The following is a 19,811-nucleotide window of genomic DNA, read 5'->3' on the forward strand; positions in this document are numbered from 1 at the left end:
ACTCCCTACACGTACTGCGTGCGCCGCGAGTCACCACGGCCGGCCATCGCGAGTCGCGAGGGCGTCGCGAGGGTGTCGCGCGGGTGTGGATCAGGCCTCGGCCTTCTCCTCCGCGGACGCGTCCGACGCGGGAGCAGCTTCTTCGGCCTCCGCGTGGTCGTGGCCCTCGTGGTTGTCCGCGTCGTCCGCGTGCAGGTCGACACCGAGGCTGACCTCGTTGCCGGACACGTCCTTGGCCTTGGCGCCCTTGGCGATGACCTCGAGGGCCTTGCCGCGAGCAACCTCGCCGACCAGGACCGGCACGTAGCCGGACTGCATGACCTGCTGCGCGAACTGGTCCGGGCTCATGCCGGACTGCTGCGCCCGCTGGATGAGGTGCTGGGTCAGCTCTTCCTGGTTGACGGAGAGCTGCTCCTTCTTCACGACCTCGTCGAGCACGAACTGGGCGCGCATGCCCTTGCGGACGCTGTCCTGGAGCTCGGTCTCGTACTCCTCGGCGGTCTGGCCCTGGATCTCCAGCCACTTGCCCAGGTCCATGCCCATCATGCCGAGCTGCTGCTCGAGCTGACCACGACGCTGCTCGATCTCCTCGGTGACGATGCTCTCCGGCAGCGGCACCTCGATCTGCTCCAGCAGGGCTTCCAGAACCTTGTCCCGACCCTCGTTCTGCTGGTCGTGCAGCTTCTGGTGGTCGAGCTTCTCGCGCAGGTCCGCCTTCAGCTCGTCCAGCGTGTCGAACTCGCTGGCGAGCTGCGCGAAGTCGTCGTCGAGCTCGGGGAGCTCCTTGGCCTTCACGGTGGTCACCTGGACCGAGACCTCGGCGGTCTCGCCGGCGGCGCTGCCACCCTGGAGCTCGGTCTCGAAGGTCTTGGTCTCGCCGGCCGACGCGCCGATGACGGCGGCGTCGAGGCCGTCCAGCATCGTGTCGCCGCCGATCTGGTACGACATCGCCTTCGCGACGCCGTCCTCCAGCACCTCGCCGTTGACCTTGGCCTCGATGTCGATGACGACCGTGTCGCCCTCGGCCGCGGCCCGCTCGACGGTGTTCAGCGCACCGAAGCGGTCACGCAGCTCTTCGATCTTCTCGGCGACGTCCTCGTCGGTGACGGTGATGTCATCGACCTCGACCTCGATGCCGGAGTAGTCCGGCAGCTCGATCTCGGGACGGGTGTCGACCTCTGCGGTGAACTTCAGATCGGCACCGCCGGCCAGCTCGGTCACGTCGGTGACCTCGGTGACCTCGGGCTGGCCCAGGACGCGCAGCTCGTTCTCCTCGACGGCCTTGCCGTACGAGGAGGAGAGGATCTCATCGAACGCCTCGACGAAAACGGCCTCACGGCCGAAGCGCTGGTCGATGATGCGAGCCGGGATCTTGCCCTTGCGGAAGCCCGGGACCGTCACCTGCTTGCCGATCTTCTTGTACGCCGCGTCGAGGCTGGGCTTCAGCTCCTCGGAGGGAACCTCGACGGTGAGCCGAACCCGGGTCGGGTTCAGCGTCTCGACGGCGCTCTTCACGGTAAGGGTCTCCTTGCTGCGGGCTGTTCTTCCGGGCCTGTGCATCTTGCCTGACGGCACACTGAAGGTTCAGAACCGGCGTACCGATCCATCCTGCAGCGAATCCATGATGTGGTGGTCGGGGCGGGGAGACTCGAACTCCCGATCTCCTGCTCCCAAAGCAGGCGCGCTAGCCACTACGCTACGCCCCGTGGCGCCCGATGAAGTCTAGAGGACGACACGCTAGAGTCTGCACTGGCCGCGCACCAATCCGCTAACCTAGGCGCCACGTGCACGCCACACCAGCTGCGGGTGTAGCTCAATGGTAGAGCCCTAGCCTTCCAAGCTAGTGGTGCGAGTTCGATCCTCGTCACCCGCTCCAAAGGTAAAGGCCCAGGTCAGAGGCAGGTTCTCTGATCTGGGCCTTTGTCGTGCCCGGGTGCTTGAGGGGCGTCGTGCCAGATTCGTGCCAGAAGGCCGGGACGTTAGTCCCCCGCCGCCCGACCTTGGTCCCGACTCTTCGAGCTCTTCGGAGTGGTTTTTTCGGCCCCCGCCGGCCTGCGAACCGCCCGCACCTTCGCACTGAGAGCGTCGGCAATCTCACGATCGCGTTCGTTTGTCGCGTGTTGGTAGATCAACGCGGCCCGGGGTGACGCGTGTCCCATGCGCGCCATCAGTTCCCGGGTGCTCGCACCGGTCGAAGCAGCGAGGGTGTTACCCGTGTGGCGTAGGTCGTGGAAGTGAACTTCCGTGACTTTCGCCTTGCGAAGCGCCCGCTTCCACACCCGATTGAAGTTGTTGCGCCGGATCAGGCCGCCGCGCGGACCGACGAAGAGCAGGCCGTCCGGGGTCTTCTCGGCGAACCATTCGAGATGACTCTTGATATCCGGAAGGATCACCTCCGGGATGGTGATCCAGCGCTTGCCGGCTTCGGTCTTGGGGTCCTTCTCGTACAAGGTGCCCTTGTTGCTCTGGGCGCCGACCCGCCGGACGCGGATGCGCGCGTTCTCCAGGTCGACGGCCTTGCGGCGGAGGCCGGCCAGTTCGCCGAGGCGGAGACCGAGGAACGTGGCGATCAGGACCATGGCGCGGTAGCGGGCATCGATGGCATCGGCGACGCGGAAGACTTCGTCGATGGTGAGAGTGGGACGTTCGGGAGTCTTCTCGTCGCCGGCGCCCTTGATCCGGCAGGGATTGCGCTTGATCGCGTCGTCCGCGACCGCCGTGTTGAGGATGCCGCGGAGGAGGCGGTACGACTTGGCGACGGTCGACTGACCGCGCCCGTTGTCGAGGAGGCGTTGGCGCCACGCCCGGACGTGCGGAAGCTTGATCTCCTGAAGCTCTCGGTCGTTGAACGTCGGCCCGATGTGCAGCCGAAGCAGGATTTCGTACAGCTCGCGCGTGCTCACCTCAAGCTTGGGGTGCTCGGCGATCCACGCGGTCGCGTACTTCCCGAACTTCTGCTTGCCGGCTTCCGGGTCGCGCCAGTCTTCGCGGCGGATGTCCGTACGGATCTCGGCGAGGTGGTCCTCAGCTTCGCGAAGGGTCTCGAAGGTGCGGTCGGCCGGGATCATCTCGCCGGTTTCCGGGTGTGGATAGCGAACCTGGAAGCGACCGGAGGGGAGCTTGCGGATAGCGCCGAAGTCGCGGCGTCGGCCCCTGTCGTTGGGCATCAGGCAGCCCTCCCCCACGGCCGAGCCGCGCGGGGCATGCGGGGTTCGACCGTGCCCGCCGCAAGGAACGCGTCCAGGACTTCATCCGGGATCCGGACGTATCGGCCGACGCGAACGAAGGTGATGCGCCGCTCGGCGATCAGGCGACGGATGTACCGCTCGCCGACGTTCAGTCGTTCGGCGGCTTGGGGGACGGTCAGGAGCTTGGTCTTGAGTGGCTTGACGGTCATGCGGCCCTCCCCCGGACAGTTGCCGAAACACCGAGCGCCCCGTCAGAGCGGGCTTTCGCGTCGTCCATCGCCTTGCGCCACCGCACCCGTTCGGCCACCGCCCGAAGGAGGCGATGGGACAGCGGTGCGACGTCCGGGTCGTCACGGCCGACCGGTTGCCACATGAAGCGATTGGGGTCGGGGGCGTCGGCGGCTTGGCCGATGAGGTCCAGGACCCAGGCCCGGCGTTCGGTCTTGTGGTCGGCCATGGTCTTGCCGGACCACTTTCGGGAGACCAGGACACGTCGGCCGCCGTAGCCGAGGTGGGTGCGGCGGTGTGCCTTCGACTTGCAGCAGCCGGGACGCAGGCCCGCGCGGGCGTTCTTCGGCTGGACTCCGTAGAGGAGCCAGTTGGCGCAGGTGGGCGAGCAGGGCTCGTAGCGGAGGGCTTCGACGAGTCGGTCCACGTGTGCGTGCTGGGCCCCGCTCTGGGCTTCGTGGGACTCGTGGGCGGACTTGTTGAGGTACTTGGTCAGGTAGCCGATGCAGCGGCGCGCGTCCGGGGAGCCGACCAGGACGCCTTTCGCGTCGACCTGGGTCCCGAATCGGGCGACGTGGATCGGTTCCGCGTCGTCGGCCAGGTCGTCCAACGCCTCATGCCAGGTGCGGAGTTCGACGCCCTTCGTCGGGTCGAGGTAGGCGCCGGCCTCCGTGTCCCAGACAGGTGGAAGGTCGGTTGAGTAGATCGGTTCGTCGCACGCAGGCCACCACACCTGGTGATAGGTGGCCGCCGCCACCTGGCGGAGTTCGGCGCGCGAGACCGTGCCGCGGATCGCCAGGTGGATATGCGGAGCCAGCCGCCGTTGGTACTCGACCGCGGCGAAGTACTGCACGTCGAAGCCGACCAGGCGCCGCAGGTTCTGTACGAACCGATCGACCAGCTTCGAGAAGTGCAGCGCGTCCCGGGCAGCCGCCCGGTAGTCGTACGCCGAGGCATCCACGGGCGTGCCGTCGCGGCGTACACGCCCGTACGACGGCAGCGTGAGGGTGACGAACAGAGACGGCCGGAAGACCTTGCCGTCGGGCGCGGTGTACGCCCTGCCGACCGTCCGCGAGTCGACCTCCCGGCGAGGCAGGTCCGGAGCATCCTGCCGCCGCCGCGTGGACCGCACCCGCCGCGAGACCGGGTCGGGGTCGATGTTGCCCCGTACGCCGGAGTCGGCCAACTCGGCGTCGACCGCCGCCAAGTCTTCGGCGAGTTCGTCCCGCTCGTCGCCGCGCGCCAGTTCGTGCTTCCTGGTCCAGTCGGCCCGCAGTTCGGCCAGCAAGCGCTGTTCGTCGGTCGGGTCGTCGGCTTCCTGAATCGGTTCCTCGGTCAGATGCCATCCTTCCCGACACTGCGCCATCCGGAGCCGCCGCTTCCGCTCAGCGCAGGTCGGGCACACGCTCGCCAGTGTTGCCCCGCAGGGCACGTCGACCACAGTCGTCTCACCGGTCACGATGTCGGTGCGTCGAAGCGTGATCGGGCGGACGCAGACGCCGTGCTCTTGGGCCACGGCCCGGACGACTTCGCGGGCGAGGGGCATTCGGGCGCGTTCGGCTCGCGTGCTCATCGGGTGCTCCCGTCGAGCGTGGTCCACACGATCACCGCGTGGCCGTGGATGGTGCCCACGACGTCGATCCGGGTGTGTTCGCCGATGTACGTGTTGTTGCCTTCGACGCGCGTGGTCACCGCGTCGTCCATGGCTGACGCCCACCGCTGCATGTCCTGTGCGGTCCCCCCGAACAGGTGGATCTTGACCGACCACGCGAGATTCGCGCACGACCACCCGAGATCCACCGAGGTGGCCGGTGGCAGGGTCGGCCGGCAGCCGATGAAGTCCGCGACGCACCGCAGCACGGTCACGCCCCGGGCCATGTCCGCGTCGTACTCGTTGCGCCTCATGCCGCGCCCCCGAAGCCACCGGCCGAACGACCGTAGTCGCGCACCATCGCGTCGATCGCGTCGTCGGAGACGAACGCCGCCCGCACCCGCACCGGTTCCGGCTGCGTCTCCCGCTTGACGTAGCCCACGCCCGCGCCGATCTCCGGGTCCGGGGAGATCAGGTCGGCCGCCGCACCCCGCTCCCTCGCGCCGTTGCCCAAGACCATGTCGACCTGGTTCGGCTCGTCCAGCCGCAGCGCGATCCGGTCCGGGAACAGGTTGCGGATGTTCATCACCTCCTTGCGCGGATCCTGCAACGCCCCGATCACGCAGAACCCGACCGAACGGCCCTGGGACGTCAGCGTGGCGATCGCGGCATCCGCCCGCTTCCGCAGGTCCCGATCGGTCTGATACGCCGTCAGGAACGCCAGTTCGTCCACGATCACCACGACGAACGGGCAGGACGCCGAGGGTTCGTGCTTGCGGACCTTGCCCGCGAAGGTCTGCGCGCGCGTGTTCATCTCGACCGCCGCTGCTTCCAGGAGTTCGACCATCGCCGCCGGCTCACAGGCGTACCGCCGGAACAGCGACCGGCCGTAGGACAGTTCCATGCGCTTGGGATCGCACGCCCACAACTGCACGATGCCCACCCGGGCCGCCGGCAGCAGCGCCCGCACGACACCCCACAGCACCGAGCCCTTCCCCGCACCGGTCACGCCCGCGACCAGGACGTGAGTGCCGTGCAGCCGCAGCCGCCACGGCGACCCGTCGTCACACCGCCCGATCTCCGCCGACGCGAACTCCGGCCGCCATGGGTCCTCCCTCTCGGCCCCGGCCTTCCCGTACCTGATCGAGGCCAGCGCCGCCGCGCGCTTGACGACGTCACCCAACCCCGGCATGGGCGGCGCCTCGAACGATTCGGCCAACGGATCCGCGAACCAGGCCCGCAGGACCACCACTCCACGCCCGGGGGACGATGCCTCGACCCGGAAGACACCCCAGGTGTGGGCGATGCCCTCCACGTGATCGCCGAGGTTCTTCGGGGTCTGCCCCGGCAACAGTGAGACCGTCACGTCGAAGCCCAGTTCGTGCCGGCGGATACGCAGGATCCGCGGGTACCGGTACTCGAACGTCTCGTCGATCCGCGATACCGGCTCCTGCTGCCACACCCCGATCGCCTTCGACAGGGCGGGCCAACCACGCCGCACCCGGGACGCGAACGAGAACAACCACCACCAGACGGACGCGACCCCGACCGTCACATAGACGAACAAGAGCAGGGACGAGGCGACGACGCCGCCCCGGGCCCGCACCACCTCGAACACGACATACAACACCGCAAGCAGTAAGGCCCCGAACCGCACCACGGGCCGCTGGAACACATGCATGATGGAAGAACCCCTTCGAAGATCACTTGTGTCATTCGGATGGGGAGCGGCCCCGGTGCGATCGACCCGCCAAGATCTGCTCGCACCAGGGCCGCGCCTGTCTCACACGACGAGCCGTCAGGCCGCCGTCGTCTTGATCGCGCTCTTCAGCGGCCCACCAGGAGCCCGCAGGCCCGACGCGCGGTAGGAGAACGCCACGCGGTTGGTGGACTGGTTGAGGTAGGCCGTCACCGTCAGGCCCTCGAACTCCACCGGCCGGAACGGCAGCCCCGGCAACGTGTCCGGCAACACCGGCTCCGCATCCGCCGCGACCTTCACCTTCACCGTGGACTCGTTCGCGTCCGGATCCCCGTCGACCACCGACACCGCCCACACCGGCAGCCCGGTCACCTTGTCCCGCGCCTGAACCTTCACCCCGCCCTTCGACGCGTCGAAGTCGGCCACCGGAGCCACCGACTTCGCGAACGCCCCGAACGGGAACACCGCCCCGAAGGACACCGGGATCGCACCCTTGATTGCCATTTCGGATCACCCATCACGAGTCTCGAGACACCCCTTCGATCGAAGAGGATGCCAGCCCGTACTACGGGCTGACTTCAGAGTGCTACCCGTACTACGTCTTGTCAAGCGCCATGTGCTGCGGGATGCTGCCGAGAGGAAGAACGAATCGCGCTCCCCGCAGCAGACCCGGAGGAAAGCCATGGAGCCCGCTCGCAAAAAGGCCCGTTACCACGAGATCGCGGACTATCTGCGCGACCGGATCATGGACGGCACGTTCCCGGCAGGGCAGCCGCTACCGAGCGAGGAGCAGTTGGCGAAGGAATTCGGGGTATCCCGCCCGACCGTCCGTCAGGGCATCACCGAGCTTCGTGCGGCCGGGTTGGTCGAGGTGTTGATGGGTCGCGGGATGTTCGTCCGCTCCCCGCACGCCAGGCCGAACACGACGCGTCCGCGGGGGGTCCGCCGGGACCGGGACGGCCGGTACGTCGAGGCCGACGCCATCCGCTGGACCACCCGGGACGAGCCGACCGCGACCCGCACCGACGCGCCCTTGGCGTTGGCCGACATGTTGCGCGTACCGCCGGGTGAGCCGATGTTCACCTACGACGAGTTGCAGACCGCCGAGCACGGCCGGCTGCGCCAGGCCCACCGGACGTACATCCCTTTCTCGGTCCTGGAGAACACGCCGTACGCCGATACCGCTCCCCCGCCCGCCCCGCAGCTCTACGCGGCACTGGAGCAGATCGGCCACGACCTGCACTGGACCGAGAACGTCCGTAGTCGCATGCCGCTCCCCGACGAGGCCACTTCGCTTCACCTGGCGGACGGGGTACCGCTCTTCCACGTTCTGCGACTGACCTTGAACCAGCACGAACGACCGCTTGCGCTTGAAGAGTTCAAGATCTCCAGTGACGATCTGGAGATTTCCTACGGATTCGGCCGCTCTTCATGAGCGAGCCTCGTCCCCTGTCGGAGGCTCTCCCAGAGCTTCACGCGGAATTGATTAGTCTCCTGCACAAGGAGGCCGAGCATTCGTTGGCCGATGGTCTCCATGCGGTGGAGTTCCACGGTTGGTGCGACTGTGGGGACGACTTCTGCCAAAGCTTCAGGACCGCGCCGGCTCCGGAAGGTCCCTACGGCCCGGGGCATCGAATGGTCTGCCTTCTTGGGGAGGACGACCGCGCCATGGTCAATCTCGATGTGGTCCACGAGTCCGTGGTCTATGTCGAGGTTCTCGGCCGACCGAAGCTCAGGACCCAGTTCCGGATACCGACCTGAAGTGCTTCGAACGTGCGAGAACCCCCGCCCAGGCCACTGAGCGGGGGTTCTCTATTTCGGCCGGAGAACAAGAGAGGAAACCGGCCGAGCTTGGGTCAGGCCGGCGTCGGCCGATCGTCGCGCGCCGGTTCCTGGACACAGGGAAGACGTTCGATTTCGATGCACACGCCGAAGAGCAGCGCGTCCTTGAGTCGAGTGGCGGCATCGCTGGTCACGCGGCCGAGCCGGACGTGCCCCTTGCCGACGATGTTCACGTCACCCTGCAAATAGGCGAAGTCGTCAGCCAGCCCCAGCAACCTCAACTCCTCCGCCAACTCGCGTGCGGCGTCCCGCGCTTCGGACCAGCCCCGGACGTACGGCACGCCGGGCCGCAGGACATCGGGGCGAGCGTCGTTCTTGTCATCCATGGTCTTGCTCCCCGTCGGTACCCTCCGTCACGAACGCCTCGTCGCCCAACGCCTGACGGGCCACCCGCAGCAACGCGGCCAGTCGGCGGGTCGTGGCCGGGGAGATCCGGCCGAGGTTGACGATCCCCCGCCCGAAGGCGTTCACGTCCGCCGTCAGGAACGTGAAATCCGCTTCCATGCCGGCCGCGATGAGCACGTCACGCAGTTCCATCACCGCGGAACGGGCCACGTACCAGGCGTCGCTGTCGTCGTCCCTGCCGTGTGGCTCATCCGAATCACGCACCGCTGCACCCCTTCATCGGTTATGGGCACGAAGGCGCCGGCAGCGCCGCATCGGTCGGTGGATAGGCAACGCCTTCTCGGGCGACTTCGGTCAGCTTCGCGGCCAACACGTCCAGACGGAACGTGTAGAGGCCGAAGTAGCCGGGTGGACGAAGCCAGTGGGTGATCGCCCTATCGATGTCCGGGTGGTCGGGCTCAAGTGGAGCCGATGCCAGGAGATATCCCTTGAGTCCGGGGCTGCGCGTCCGATACTTCGCGTCACACGCGAGCGCCACCGTGAGCGGCGGAGCCTTCGGGTTCCGGTACACGAGGAAGCCGATCTTGGCGGCTCGTACGTCGAGAACGGCGCCGCCCGTGGTGATGTGGTCGCGATCGTAGAAGGCCAACACCCGTTCCCCGACCCGGCGATGCACGGTCACCAGGTCGAAGAACTTGCCGATGGCCAGCGGACGCGGAACCAAAGGGGCCCGATCCCATTCGATGAGGCATCGCTGCGGGTCGTCGGCCGCTCGGGACAGCCACTCCAGTGAGTGCATGATCGTTCTACGCACGGTGTCGCCCCCTTCAGGGCTTTCTGTCGCCGGTTACTGTGCGTTCAGAGTTGACCGCAGGGTGCGGTGCGCGGAAGATGACACGAACCCGAGCAGGGGGACGCGTCCCCCTGTCCCCCTGGGGGCGACGATGGAGAACGAAGCTCTTCCGCTCTACGCACAGCGCTTGCGCCGAACCCGCAACGAACGGTCCTGGACACAGCGCGAACTCATGCGATGCATGCGGCAGACGGCCGCCCGCCGCGGCACGAAGCTGGTGAGCGACGACAGCTTGAAGCGCCGCATCTCCGACTGGGAGAACGGCCGGCAGCTTCCCGACGAGCGATACCAGGCGATCCTGTGCGCGGTGTACGAGGTCGAGCCGGAGGACCTGGCCTTCGACCAGCCGAGCACAAGCGCGTGGGGCAAGCCCGATCCGGGCGTGATCGAACTGATGACCCGGCTGGAGAGCGCCCGCGCCGTGGACGACGAGATGTTGGCGCTACTCAGGTTCCAGACGAACGCCATCCGGTTGAAGGACCGCCGGTTGGGCGCCGCCGTCGTGGCCGAGGAGATGAGCGCCCACATCAATCAGGTCGACCAGTTGCTCAAGCACGCCATGAAGCCGAAGCAACGGGCCGGCCTGGCGCACGTCCTGGCCGACGCATCCGCACTCGCGGGATGGCAAGGGGTCGACACCGAATCGCTGCACGACTCGTGGGAGCACTTCGAGCGCGCGAAGGCGGCAGCGAGCATCGCGGAGGACCCGAGCATCCTGGCCTTTGCCACCGCCGAACAGGCTTACGTACTGCTGGAGTTGGGCCAGGCCGAATCAGCGCTGGACCTGATTCGCTACGCCCACGGGGAGAATCGGACGAGGCTGCCGTCCCTCACCCGCAGTTGGCTCTACGGCGCGGAGGCCGAGGCACACGCCGCATTGGGTGACGGGGCGGCATCGATGAACTCCATGGACTTGGCCGCAGCAGCCCTCCCAGCGGACCCAGACGACCCGGACTTGCCGTTCCTGGCGCTCAACCTCGCCCACTTGGCCAGGTGGCGCGGATCCTGCCTCATCAAGCTGGGCGACACCGAGGTCATCGACAGCCTGACCGCGGCACTGACCAGCATGAGCGGCTTCGCCAGGGCGGAGGCCGGTCTTCGATGCGACCTGACCGAAGCCCTGATCGCTCACGGTCGCACCGAAGAAGCCCGCACCCACTGGAACGAGGCGAAGAAGCTAAGCACCGTCGCCGCATCCGCACGGGCCCGCCGCCGCCTCGTCCGCCTGTCAGAGCGTCTCTGACGACTCGTCGTCGAGCTTGGCACCACCGCGGGAGGCCAAGACGTGGAGTAGGCCGATGAGCACGCCGGAGTTCCAGATGCGCCCCTTGGCGATCAGGCCGGGGATGTCCGCAAGCGGCACCCACTCCATGCGCGCCATCTCAGTCGTCTCGGTCGGCTGAGCAACCTGCGTCGCCCCCTCCCCCACGAACACGTCATGCCACGAGTCAACCATCCCCACCATGGGCTGAAACCGAGCCACGTGCCGGAAGGTCGTCGGCCGATAGCCCGTCTCCTCCAACAGTTCGCGCAACGCCGTCTCTTCAGGGTCCTCCCCGGGATCGACCAGGCCGCCCGGGATCTCCCATCCCCACCGATCCGACACGAACCGATGCCGCCACATCATCAGGACCCTGTCCTGATCATCGATCAGCACCGTCATCGCTGCCGCATGCAGCTTGATCACGTGATGCTCGAACCGCTCCCCATCAGGCAGTTCGACGTCCGTCAGGAAGACGCGCATCCACTCGTTGTCATAGATGATCCGTTCGCCATGAACGACCCAGGCCGAGGAAGTGTCATCGTCAGTAGCCACACGGCGACGCTACCGGCCAGACGATCTACAGGCCGGCCCTCGTACGGATCAACCCGCCCTGATCACTGCCGAATTGAGCTGTACTGGATCAAGGGCTCGCCCTGACGAGCGCTCGGCCGTCTGGCCGGTGGGCCCCGCCGCGCGTGCGGCGTGGCCGCCGGTCACGGCGGGGCCCACCGGCCAGACGGCGAAACCAATCGTGATCGTCCCCAACATAACGTGATGCGACCCTAGCCAGAGGGAAAAACAGAACGCCCTATCAAAGATTCACGGATGAATATCATCCTGAATGAAAATCGAGTGTCCTTGACCGCCTCAAGAACTCCTACCGAAGACCCTTCGACCACGATCTCTCCCGAATCAGCAAAAAGGATCCGGTAGTGAGATTTCAGAACTTGCCCTTGACGAATCAGGAAGCGGGCGGCAAACACCTCCCGGCCGGGCACTGAAAGTCCAAAATTCCACTCTAGGGCGAACCTACGTTCCTCCGATCCGATCACTACGCACAGGACCAACCCTCGTTCATCCAAGGGCTGTATTGCAGCCCGGAAACCCTCATCCGTAAGAACGCCACCGCCGCTCTGAAGACTTGTCAGTCGCCTGCATAGTTCACTATAGAACCTACGAAGCTCTTTAAAATCTACGATCAACTGCGAGAGAGGTTCGCTCAAATCGGGCTCGCCGATATTCTTCGAACGCTTCGAATGGAAAAGAGTATTTCGTCTATTGTCGTAAAAACGACGATAGAATCGCTGAACCAACTTTCCATGAATCCCATGTTGGCCATTTACTGCATTAATAGCAAGCAAAGAATCCCAAGCATGGCCGCGCGAGAGCGCTTCGCACAACCAAACCTTTTCAGGCTGTCCGGTCTGCTGTGGACATTGCAAGTCAAGCAAGGACTCGACAGCTAACCAAAGTGCCCGGTAAGCATCCTGCGCATTATCTGCTAAGTGTGCCGACCGGTAGTAGCGGTAGGAAGGGTCCCAACGATGCAGGGTTTTCACGGTCTCAATCAGCTTGCCTTGCGCGTCTCGGCGTTCCCCATGCGCAACGGCATCGAATCTCATCAAACAAGAGGACGACACGATCCCACTTAGAGTGCCACCCCTCTCCATCCACCACATAACATAATCGTCGAACGACTCGACAGCATAGTGCCCTTTTCCAAGAATGCTTGCCATATCCAGGGCACGGCGCGCGAGTAGCCCTACCGTGTCATTTAGGTGCCAGCCGCCAAACGAGGTCGTACAAACCAGGTCTACTCGTTTCTCCGAAGGCAATGTACGGGTTAACCAAGAGCCGTCATATTCAAATTCCCCTCTCTTTCGCCCTTGTCCTCTCACAGAAAAAGAAACTCCACCAGTCCCGCTAGCACCGAGTTGAATACTCGACTCTTCTTCCATCTCATTCCCCCAGATAGGCTTCCTAGCTAGGAAGCGGGTCTTGAAAATCAGCCGTTTGATACATCAGCGGAACGCTTAGTCGAGCACTAAAGTCATCGGCAAATGCTCGGGCAGCGCGCCAAGCCCATTCAGCGCAACCTGCGCCTAAGGCGTATTTAGGGAGCCACGGCCCTCCTCCCGGAACCACAAGCGTGTTATCCGGGAATCGACCACGAAGGATCTTTGTCAGCTTGTGTTCAGCTTCACTCGAAGAATCATGCGGCCTATAATGGATCAAGTAGTTCCTCAGCCGGATCAGGTCACGTGCGCTTTGATATGGATCACGTCCGCGATCAAAATCCGGATGATCGGCCAAATTCAGAACGAGGCTAAATTTCTCCAGGATCTCCAGGTAGCCTCCATTGCTCGCCTTCCAAATCGCGGCGAGCCTTCCCAAAACATCAGCACCAAGCGCGCCTACGTAGGCAGACTGTGAGTCTGCGGCATCCTGGTAGATTTCGTTGACTGTCGCTTCCATGAAAGCTACAGACTCAACAATTGCCGAGATCACCGCCCCCTGATGGCGAATATCGTACGCCGGGGAAATTATTGATCCCTCGATCTTAGTCGCAACCTCCGTACTATATCTCGCGGCATAGATATGTACCGCAGAAAGATAAGTCCTCATAGTCCACCCCACGGAGTCGCTGAGGCCCACCTGATCGGAAATACTCTTATTCGCGGTCACGAGCTTTCCCCTTCTCGATTAAATCCCTGTCCGAGCGCCCCAAAATTGACTTGCGGCACCGTCCCTCCGCTCGGGCGCTGGCCGCGCACCTGTCAAGGACGCTATCGCCCAAGGATCCAGTCCCAAGTGCGGGCTATGCGATGTCGCCCGGCGCGTCTCGTGTCCGATGTCTCCTTAGCTCTCAGCGCAGTGACCAATTCCTGATACTCGGCGACCCGTTGAAACTGATGCCGTCCCTCGATCCCGATCCGTGCTGCACGCGTCAGAACTGAATGACGCAACCCCAGCGAGCCGATGACCTGCAACGTTGCATCCATGTCAGCAATGCCGACCGAATGCTGCTGACGAAGCAACCTGTCCAAGATCTGGTAGGCGCGACCCAGTTCCGCCGCCCCGGCGGCACCCGTGACCTCGTCAGCGAAAAGCCTGCGCAGCTCGTCAACGAACGCCCCTTCCGCCAGCAGGATTGCCACTACACCATCAGCCGTAAGGGGATCGCCGCGACCGTGAGCGCGGCCCATTAACGACGCAAACGAACCCGTGATGCGAGTGTCAGCCTCCATGACCGCCAGCTCAGCCAGGCGCTTCTCTTCTCTCGCCTTGCCCGCGAAGGCTAGGCAGGCAGTGACGGCTGCCGCCGACACCGAGGCGGCACCGCCGAGAACAGCCACTGCTACAAGGGTTTGCACGCCGCAGAAGCTACAAGCGAACGCTGATCTCTCGTGGCGTTTCCCGATATCTGCATTCTTCATGGTGCTTCACCCCTCCCTTGGAGGGGAGGGTTGTGTGCCGTGTGAAACATGGATGGGGTTCCGCCTCAAGCGTCAGCCCTCTCTCGGAGGGGTGGGTAGGGCACGGACGCTGCGGTTCGTGGGTGGTCTTGGGTCTGGGGGTTCCCTCCTCGATCGGGCACCGGGGGCGTACCCGGAACCCGGAGGGGCGCAACGGCCGAGCGCGAGCGTCACGGTGTGAGCCGTTGCGCCCCTCCGGGAACCCGGGTCCGTGCAGGCATGCCCGATCGAGGAGGGAACCCCCAGACCGACCACCCACTTGTGGGACGGGGGCGGGCCCGAGTTGCGTGCCAGGTGCGTGCCAGAACGGGGCGAGGCTCAGGGGGTCTGACGGGTACTCAGGGGTGCGCGAACGCGTTGTGCCACGTGGGGACTTGGCGAGGTCGGGATCAAGATCACGGGCTTGGCTTCCAAGCTAGTGGTGCGAGTTCGATCCTCGTCACCCGCTCCAAAGGTAAAGGCCCAGGTCAGAGGCAGGTTCTCTGATCTGGGCCTTTGTCGTGCCCGGGGTCTTTCGAGGGGCGCGTGCCGGATGTGCGTCGGAAGGTTCCGGTGGTCCGGCTCCGGCGGGTGTGATCCGAGGGTGGTTTCTTGGCTCGGTTGCCTGCCGGTTTTCGAGGGGGCCTGGGGGCGAGACCGGCTTTCTGGGCGTCTGGGGCCTGGCGCTCGCGGCTGCGGTGGCCTCTTTGTCACGTTCTGGGGTCGGGTGCTGGTGGATGGCGGCGCACGGGTCGAGGCGTGCCCTATCCGTGCCCTTCGACGCACGCGGGCTCGCGTCGGTAGAGGCGGGCGGATTGTTCTCTGTGTGCCGAAGGTCATGAAAGTGGACATCTTTGGTCCCGGACTTGTGGAGGGGAGGCTTCCGGATCCGGTTTGGTTGAAGTTGAGCCGGCGGATCGTGCGGCCGCGCGGAGCCAGGGACAACAGCACGTTCGGCTTCTTGTCGGTGAACTCGTCCGGGTGAAATTTGATCTCCGGGAGGACGTCCCCGACTGAGCTTCCGGCTGCGGGGCGGTCGGGTTATGGGTGGTGGGTTGTGAGGAGGGGGGCTACGGCTTCGAGGTGGGTGCGGTCGGTTTCGGGGGGCTGGAGGCGGGTGGGTTCGCGGTAGCGGGGGTCGAGGAGGACGTGGGCGATGCCGAGGGTGGCGAGGTCGGTCTCGATTTGCGGGAGGGTGCCCTCGCCGGGGAGGCGGTCGGCGTCGGGGATCGGGGTTGTGGTGACTCGGAGTGGGGTGCGCAGGGCGACTGTGGGGGTTGGGCGGGCGGCTTGTTCGGCGGCGGCGCGGAGGGCGGGGAGGCCCTGCTTTTCGAGCCATTGCGGAGTGACGCCCAGGGGGTGCCAGGTGTCGCCGTGGCGGGCCGCGCGGCGGATCGCGGCGGGGCTGTTGCCGCCGATCCACAGGGGTGGGCGTGGGGATTGGAGTGGGCGCGGGGCGGTGTGCACGTCGTGGAAGGAGGTGTGGGTGCCCTCGAACGACGCGACGTCCTCGGTCCACAGCGTGTGCAGCGCCGCGAGGTATTCGTCGGTGATCCGGCCACGCTCGGCGTACGGGATCTTCAGCGCGGCGAATTCCTCCTCGGCCCAGCCGACGCCGATGCCCAGGACCAGGCGACCGGCGCTGTAGCGGTCCAGGTTGGCGGTCACTCGGGCGGTCAGCAGCGGGTCCCGGTAGGGCAGGATCAGGACGGTGGTGCCCAGCCGGATCCGCTCGGTGCGGCCGGCCAGCCAGGCGAGTGCGGTCAGCGGTTCGTAGAAGGGCGCCGGGTATTGGGCGGCGACGTCCGAGGTGACCGCGATGTGGTCGGACAGCATGGCCAGGTCCAGGCCGAGATCCTCGGCCTGGCGGACCGAGGTCGACATCGCGTCGGGGCTCGCGGTGGGACCGTAGTTGGGAATGTTCACGCCGAATCGCATGTACGCCTCCGGGTTGGCCTCGATCGGTCGGCAACGTCGGACTGTCGGCAGCGCTGACTCGACCGTAGGGCCTGGCACTCGACTCGGGGCCGGATCGAAGGAAGCCGACGCGACACCGGAATCGGGAGGGCGAACCCGAAGGACCGATGCGGTGCCGGGCGCCGCGGAACTCCGCAGGGCGAACCCGAAGAGCCGATGCGGTGCCGGGTGTCGCGGAACTCGGCGGCGGGGGTGGAGGAAGCGCCTACGGGAGGTTGATTGCGGTTATGCCGGTGAGGACCAGGATGGTGGCTGCTATTCGGTGGCGGCCGTAGGTCTCGTGGAAGATCAGGGTGCCGATGATCGCGCCGAAGACGACCGAGGTTTCGCGGAGGGCGGCGATCGTGGCCAGGGTGCCTCGGGTCTGGGCCCAGATGACGAGGGTGTAGGCGGCGAGGGACATCGCGCCGCCGAGTAGGCCCCAGGCGCGTTGCGGGTTGGGGGTGGCGGTGGGGTCTCGGCGCGCGCGGAGGCGCAGGACCAGGATGGTCGGGGCCGATTCGAGGACGAACAGCCAGGCCGCGTACGACATCGCCGAGCCCGAGGAGCGCGCGCCGAGGCCGTCCAGGACGGTGTACAGCGCTATCGCGCAGCCCGTGGCCAGTGCGGCCAGGACCGCGATCGCCTCGGTGCGGCGCGGGATGCCGCCGGCCAGGGCGAGGACCAGCATGCCCGCCGAGATCACCACGACGCCGACGGTCTGCGTCACGGTCAGGTACTCGTGCAGCAGGGTCGCCCCGATCAGCGCGGTGACCCATGGGGAGGTGCCGCGCGCGATCGGGTACACCTGGCCGAAGTCGCCCAGCCGATACGTCTCCAGCAGGAGCAGGTTGTAGACCATGTGCAGGGCCGCCGAGCCGAGCAGCCACGGCCAGGCGCCGGCGGCCGGGACGCCGACGAACGGCAGGCAGGACAGGCCGATGGCCAGGCTTGCCACCTGGATCATCACCATCGTCCCGACCCGGTCCTTGAGCCCGTGCGCGAGCGCGTTCCAGGCCGCGTGCAATCCGGCCGAGCCCAGCACCGCGACGGTGACGGCGGGCGTCACGGGCGCTCGCGCGGCGGCCGGGCGGGCGTACGGAAGGGGCCGGTCGGAGCGCCGTCCCCGGTCGGAGCGGCGGCGTCCCCTAGGAGTCGGACGGCCCGCTCGGGCGCCCGGGAGCAGGTCATTCGGGGCATCCAAGCACGAGACATCCAAGCACGGAGAGCGGAATAATGACCTCCCATATGACGCACGCTTCTTCCGAAAACGCCTCCCCGGCCCGCACTCCCTCCACTCCCTCCACTCCCTCCATCCGCCGTACGCCCGCCGCCCGCGCCGTCTCCGCCCTCGCCTCGTTGCGCGGCCTCGCGCTGGGTGACGCGCTCGGCGCCCAGTTCTTCGTCCCCGACAACCTCCCGCACCTGGCCGATCGCAGCCTGCCGCCCGGCAGTTGGCCGTGGACCGACGACACCGAGATGGCCTGCGTCCTGCATGCCGAGTTGACCCGGCGGGGCACCGTCGACCAGGACGCGTTGGCCAAGTCCTTCGCGCACCGGCACGACTTCGACCGGGGCTACGGGCCGTCCACGAACCGGATGTTGCGACTGGTGCGCCAAGGCGCTGACTGGCGCGAGTTGGCCGCCGAACCCTTCGACGGCCAGGGCTCGTGGGGCAATGGGGCGGCGATGCGGGTCGGGCCGCTGGGCGCGTGGTTCGCGGACGACCTCGACGTGGTGGCGGAGCAGGCCGCGTTGTCGGCCCAGGTCACGCACACCCATCCCGAAGGCGTCGCCGGCGCGGTCGCGGTGGCCGTCGCGGCGGCGGGCGCGGTGACCCTGGACCGGCCGGCCGCGGGGGACTTCGTGAGCTTCGTCCGCGATCGCACGCCCACCGGCCTGGTCCGCGAACGACTGGGCGCGGCACTGGATCTGGTGGACCGTCAGGACTCCCGCGCGGTCGGCCGGATGCTCGGCAACGGTCGCGAGGTGAGCGCGCCGGACACGGTCCCGTTCGCGGTGTGGTCCGCGTCCCGGCATCTCGACGACTACCCGGCGGCGTTCTGGTCCACCGCGAGCGCGGGCGGCGACGTGGACACCACATGCGCGATCGTCGGCGCGATCGTGGGTGTCCGGACCGAGTTGCCCGCGGTGTGGACGAAGCGAGTGGAAGCGCTGCCGACCTGGTGGCGGGACGCGGTGACGAACTCCCCGCTCAATTAGTTGGCAAAGTTCGCCGGGGTGCACGATGATGAGCGCGCTCTCGTCGCGACGCGCCGATCGGCACCAACTTGCCGTCGAGGCAAGCCGGTTCGCGACGCGTCGCGGAGAGCCCCGACTCGTTCGTCGCCGGTTGAACCGTCTTGTGGGGAGACGCGCTCCGGGCTGCGGGTAGGTGGCCGACTTCCTGATGGCCCGTCACACTCTCTCCGCGGCCCGCCGCGTCGTGCTCCCGCGACGATTCGAACCGGCATGGGGCGTGGGAGCGAGCGGGCCCGCATTCCTCGGAGGAACCCGTTCCATGCGCACATCCATGTCTCGGCTGGGCTCGATCGTGATCACCGGTGCACTGCTCGTTGCGGCGACCGCGTGCGGTTCCGACGACGACAAGAAGGACGGCGGGAAGTCGGCGGCAGGCACGCCGAGTTCCACCGCGTCGTCCGCACCGGTTCCGGGCACGCCGGCGGCCGCCACGCCGCCGCCGGCTGCCCCGTCCCCGGCCGCCGGCGCGGTTTCCGCGTTGACCGGCCCGCAATTGGAGAAGGCCGTACTCACCGCCGCCGACCTCCCGCAAGGCGTCTACCTGACCCGGCCCGCGGCCGGGTCGGCCGACCGCGCGACCGCGACGCCCGCCGACTGCCAACCCCTCGTGGACCTGTTCCTGCCGAGGCAGGGCGCCACGAAGCCGGCCGCCGCCGCACAGGCCTTCGTGTCCATCGGCGCCCCGATCCCCACCGGCGTGATCGGTAGCGAGTTGTTCTCCTTCTCGGGCACCGACGCGGAGAGCGTGATGGCCAAGGGGCGCGCGGCCCTGAAGAACTGTGGGTCGGTGTCGATGAAGGATCCCGAGGGTGAGACCTCGACGATCAAGCACACCGAGGTCGCCCACCCGAAGCTGGGCGACGACACGTTGGCGATCACCAGCTCACCCGAGGACGGTGGCGCACGCGCGTCGATCGCGGTCCGGGTCGGCTCCACGCTGATCGTGATCAGTTCGGCGGACCTTTCCGGCGACACCGTCAAGGTGCCGGATCTCGCCCTGGTCACCAAGCAGGTCGAAAGGATCACGGCAGCGGCGAAGGCGTGATTCCCGACCGGGTCGGCGGTGAATGGTTGGCAAATGCAAGCAGGTTCCAGCATGATGTTGCCGCTCTCGTTGCGCCCCCTGTC

20 protein-coding genes and 2 tRNA genes are annotated in these 19,811 nt (G+C 66.6%); 5 read left to right on the forward strand and 17 right to left on the reverse strand.

Going from position 1 to position 19,811, the window contains the following annotated elements; genetic code table 11:
- Window positions 1-90: 90 nt before the first annotated feature.
- Together tig and ACWCPW_RS28540 are read right to left on the reverse strand one after the other, a co-directional pair.
- Window positions 91-1,515 (reverse strand): trigger factor, encoded by a 1,425-nt coding sequence (gene tig, locus ACWCPW_RS28535; RefSeq protein ID WP_449764454.1) that lies wholly within the window; start codon window positions 1,513-1,515, stop codon window positions 91-93.
- Window positions 1,516-1,630: 115 nt separating this feature from the next.
- Window positions 1,631-1,706, reverse strand: a tRNA-Pro gene (locus ACWCPW_RS28540).
- 96 nt (window positions 1,707-1,802) lie between these two features.
- Here ACWCPW_RS28540 and ACWCPW_RS28545 point away from each other — a divergent pair.
- A tRNA-Gly gene (locus ACWCPW_RS28545) sits at window positions 1,803-1,876 on the forward strand.
- A gap of 103 nt (window positions 1,877-1,979) precedes the next feature.
- Here ACWCPW_RS28545 and ACWCPW_RS28550 read toward each other — a convergent pair.
- The 6 genes from ACWCPW_RS28550 to ACWCPW_RS28575 form a co-directional block, all read right to left on the reverse strand.
- Window positions 1,980-3,167 (reverse strand): tyrosine-type recombinase/integrase, encoded by a 1,188-nt coding sequence (locus ACWCPW_RS28550; protein WP_449764553.1) that lies wholly within the window; start codon window positions 3,165-3,167, stop codon window positions 1,980-1,982.
- Window positions 3,167-3,397, reverse strand: coding sequence for an excisionase family DNA-binding protein (locus tag ACWCPW_RS28555; RefSeq protein ID WP_449764455.1), 231 nt, complete (start codon window positions 3,395-3,397; stop codon window positions 3,167-3,169). The genes ACWCPW_RS28550 and ACWCPW_RS28555 overlap by 1 nt, the downstream gene beginning before the upstream one ends.
- The gene (locus ACWCPW_RS28560) at window positions 3,394-4,989 is read right to left on the reverse strand and encodes a replication initiator (protein WP_449764456.1); all 1,596 of its coding nucleotides are present in this window, start codon (window positions 4,987-4,989) and stop codon (window positions 3,394-3,396) included. The genes ACWCPW_RS28555 and ACWCPW_RS28560 overlap by 4 nt, the downstream gene beginning before the upstream one ends.
- Entirely contained in the window at window positions 4,986-5,321 is a 336-nt protein-coding gene (locus ACWCPW_RS28565) for a hypothetical protein (protein ID WP_449764457.1), read from the reverse strand. Before ACWCPW_RS28565 ends, ACWCPW_RS28560 begins: the two co-directional genes overlap by 4 nt.
- Window positions 5,318-6,688 carry an FtsK/SpoIIIE domain-containing protein gene (locus ACWCPW_RS28570; RefSeq protein ID WP_449764458.1) on the reverse strand — a complete coding sequence of 457 codons (1,371 nt, stop codon included), beginning with the start codon at window positions 6,686-6,688 and terminating at the stop codon, window positions 5,318-5,320. Before ACWCPW_RS28570 ends, ACWCPW_RS28565 begins: the two co-directional genes overlap by 4 nt.
- A gap of 117 nt (window positions 6,689-6,805) precedes the next feature.
- Window positions 6,806-7,210 (reverse strand): plasmid replication, integration and excision activator, encoded by a 405-nt coding sequence (locus ACWCPW_RS28575; protein ID WP_449764459.1) that lies wholly within the window; start codon window positions 7,208-7,210, stop codon window positions 6,806-6,808.
- A 178-nt stretch (window positions 7,211-7,388) separates the two neighbouring features.
- Between ACWCPW_RS28575 and ACWCPW_RS28580 the strand changes: the two genes are divergently transcribed.
- Window positions 7,389-8,141: a GntR family transcriptional regulator gene (locus ACWCPW_RS28580; RefSeq protein ID WP_449764460.1), complete on the forward strand. Its 753-nt coding sequence runs from the start codon at window positions 7,389-7,391 to the stop codon at window positions 8,139-8,141.
- 421 nt (window positions 8,142-8,562) lie between these two features.
- On the opposite strand, the gene ACWCPW_RS28585 is transcribed toward ACWCPW_RS28580, so the two are convergent.
- From ACWCPW_RS28585 to ACWCPW_RS28595, 3 genes are read right to left on the reverse strand one after another with little or no spacing between them, the layout of a single operon-like run.
- On the reverse strand, window positions 8,563-8,874 hold the full coding sequence (locus ACWCPW_RS28585) for a hypothetical protein (RefSeq protein ID WP_449764461.1): 312 nt from the start codon (window positions 8,872-8,874) through the stop codon (window positions 8,563-8,565).
- Complete coding sequence (locus tag ACWCPW_RS28590) at window positions 8,867-9,157, reverse strand: hypothetical protein (RefSeq protein ID WP_449764462.1); 291 nt, start codon at window positions 9,155-9,157, stop codon at window positions 8,867-8,869. Before ACWCPW_RS28590 ends, ACWCPW_RS28585 begins: the two co-directional genes overlap by 8 nt.
- Window positions 9,158-9,176: 19 nt before the next feature.
- Window positions 9,177-9,707, reverse strand: a complete 531-nt coding sequence (locus ACWCPW_RS28595) for a hypothetical protein (RefSeq protein WP_449764463.1) — start codon at window positions 9,705-9,707, stop codon at window positions 9,177-9,179.
- Between the two features lie 130 nt (window positions 9,708-9,837).
- On the opposite strand from ACWCPW_RS28595, the gene ACWCPW_RS28600 reads away from it, so the two are divergent.
- Window positions 9,838-10,989 (forward strand): XRE family transcriptional regulator, encoded by a 1,152-nt coding sequence (locus ACWCPW_RS28600; protein WP_449764464.1) that lies wholly within the window; start codon window positions 9,838-9,840, stop codon window positions 10,987-10,989.
- Here the strand turns inward: ACWCPW_RS28600 and ACWCPW_RS28605 are convergent.
- The 6 genes from ACWCPW_RS28605 to ACWCPW_RS28630 all read right to left on the reverse strand — a co-directional run bounded on the left by ACWCPW_RS28605 (window position 10,975) and on the right by ACWCPW_RS28630 (window position 17,490).
- Window positions 10,975-11,562, reverse strand: coding sequence for an NUDIX hydrolase (locus ACWCPW_RS28605; RefSeq protein ID WP_449764465.1), 588 nt, complete (start codon window positions 11,560-11,562; stop codon window positions 10,975-10,977). The two genes, ACWCPW_RS28600 and ACWCPW_RS28605, sit on opposite strands and share 15 nt — an antisense overlap.
- Before the next feature lie 230 nt (window positions 11,563-11,792).
- Window positions 11,793-12,968: a hypothetical protein gene (locus ACWCPW_RS28610; RefSeq protein ID WP_449764466.1), complete on the reverse strand. Its 1,176-nt coding sequence runs from the start codon at window positions 12,966-12,968 to the stop codon at window positions 11,793-11,795.
- A gap of 22 nt (window positions 12,969-12,990) precedes the next feature.
- The gene (locus ACWCPW_RS28615; protein ID WP_449764467.1) at window positions 12,991-13,695 is read right to left on the reverse strand and encodes a hypothetical protein; all 705 of its coding nucleotides are present in this window, start codon (window positions 13,693-13,695) and stop codon (window positions 12,991-12,993) included.
- A 101-nt stretch (window positions 13,696-13,796) separates the two neighbouring features.
- Window positions 13,797-14,447, reverse strand: a complete 651-nt coding sequence (locus tag ACWCPW_RS28620) for a hypothetical protein (protein ID WP_449764468.1) — start codon at window positions 14,445-14,447, stop codon at window positions 13,797-13,799.
- Between the two features lie 1,059 nt (window positions 14,448-15,506).
- Window positions 15,507-16,403 carry a TIGR03619 family F420-dependent LLM class oxidoreductase gene (locus ACWCPW_RS28625; protein WP_449764469.1) on the reverse strand — a complete coding sequence of 299 codons (897 nt, stop codon included), beginning with the start codon at window positions 16,401-16,403 and terminating at the stop codon, window positions 15,507-15,509.
- A 244-nt stretch (window positions 16,404-16,647) separates the two neighbouring features.
- On the reverse strand, window positions 16,648-17,490 hold the full coding sequence (locus ACWCPW_RS28630; RefSeq protein WP_449764470.1) for an EamA family transporter: 843 nt from the start codon (window positions 17,488-17,490) through the stop codon (window positions 16,648-16,650).
- 179 nt (window positions 17,491-17,669) lie between these two features.
- Between ACWCPW_RS28630 and ACWCPW_RS28635 the strand changes: the two genes are divergently transcribed.
- On the forward strand, window positions 17,670-18,644 hold the full coding sequence (locus ACWCPW_RS28635) for an ADP-ribosylglycohydrolase family protein (protein ID WP_449764471.1): 975 nt from the start codon (window positions 17,670-17,672) through the stop codon (window positions 18,642-18,644).
- 298 nt (window positions 18,645-18,942) lie between these two features.
- The gene (locus ACWCPW_RS28640) at window positions 18,943-19,728 is read left to right on the forward strand and encodes a hypothetical protein (protein ID WP_449764472.1); all 786 of its coding nucleotides are present in this window, start codon (window positions 18,943-18,945) and stop codon (window positions 19,726-19,728) included.
- The last annotated feature ends 83 nt before the right edge of the window (window positions 19,729-19,811 follow it).

The organism is Embleya sp. NPDC001921 (assembly GCF_053594475.1).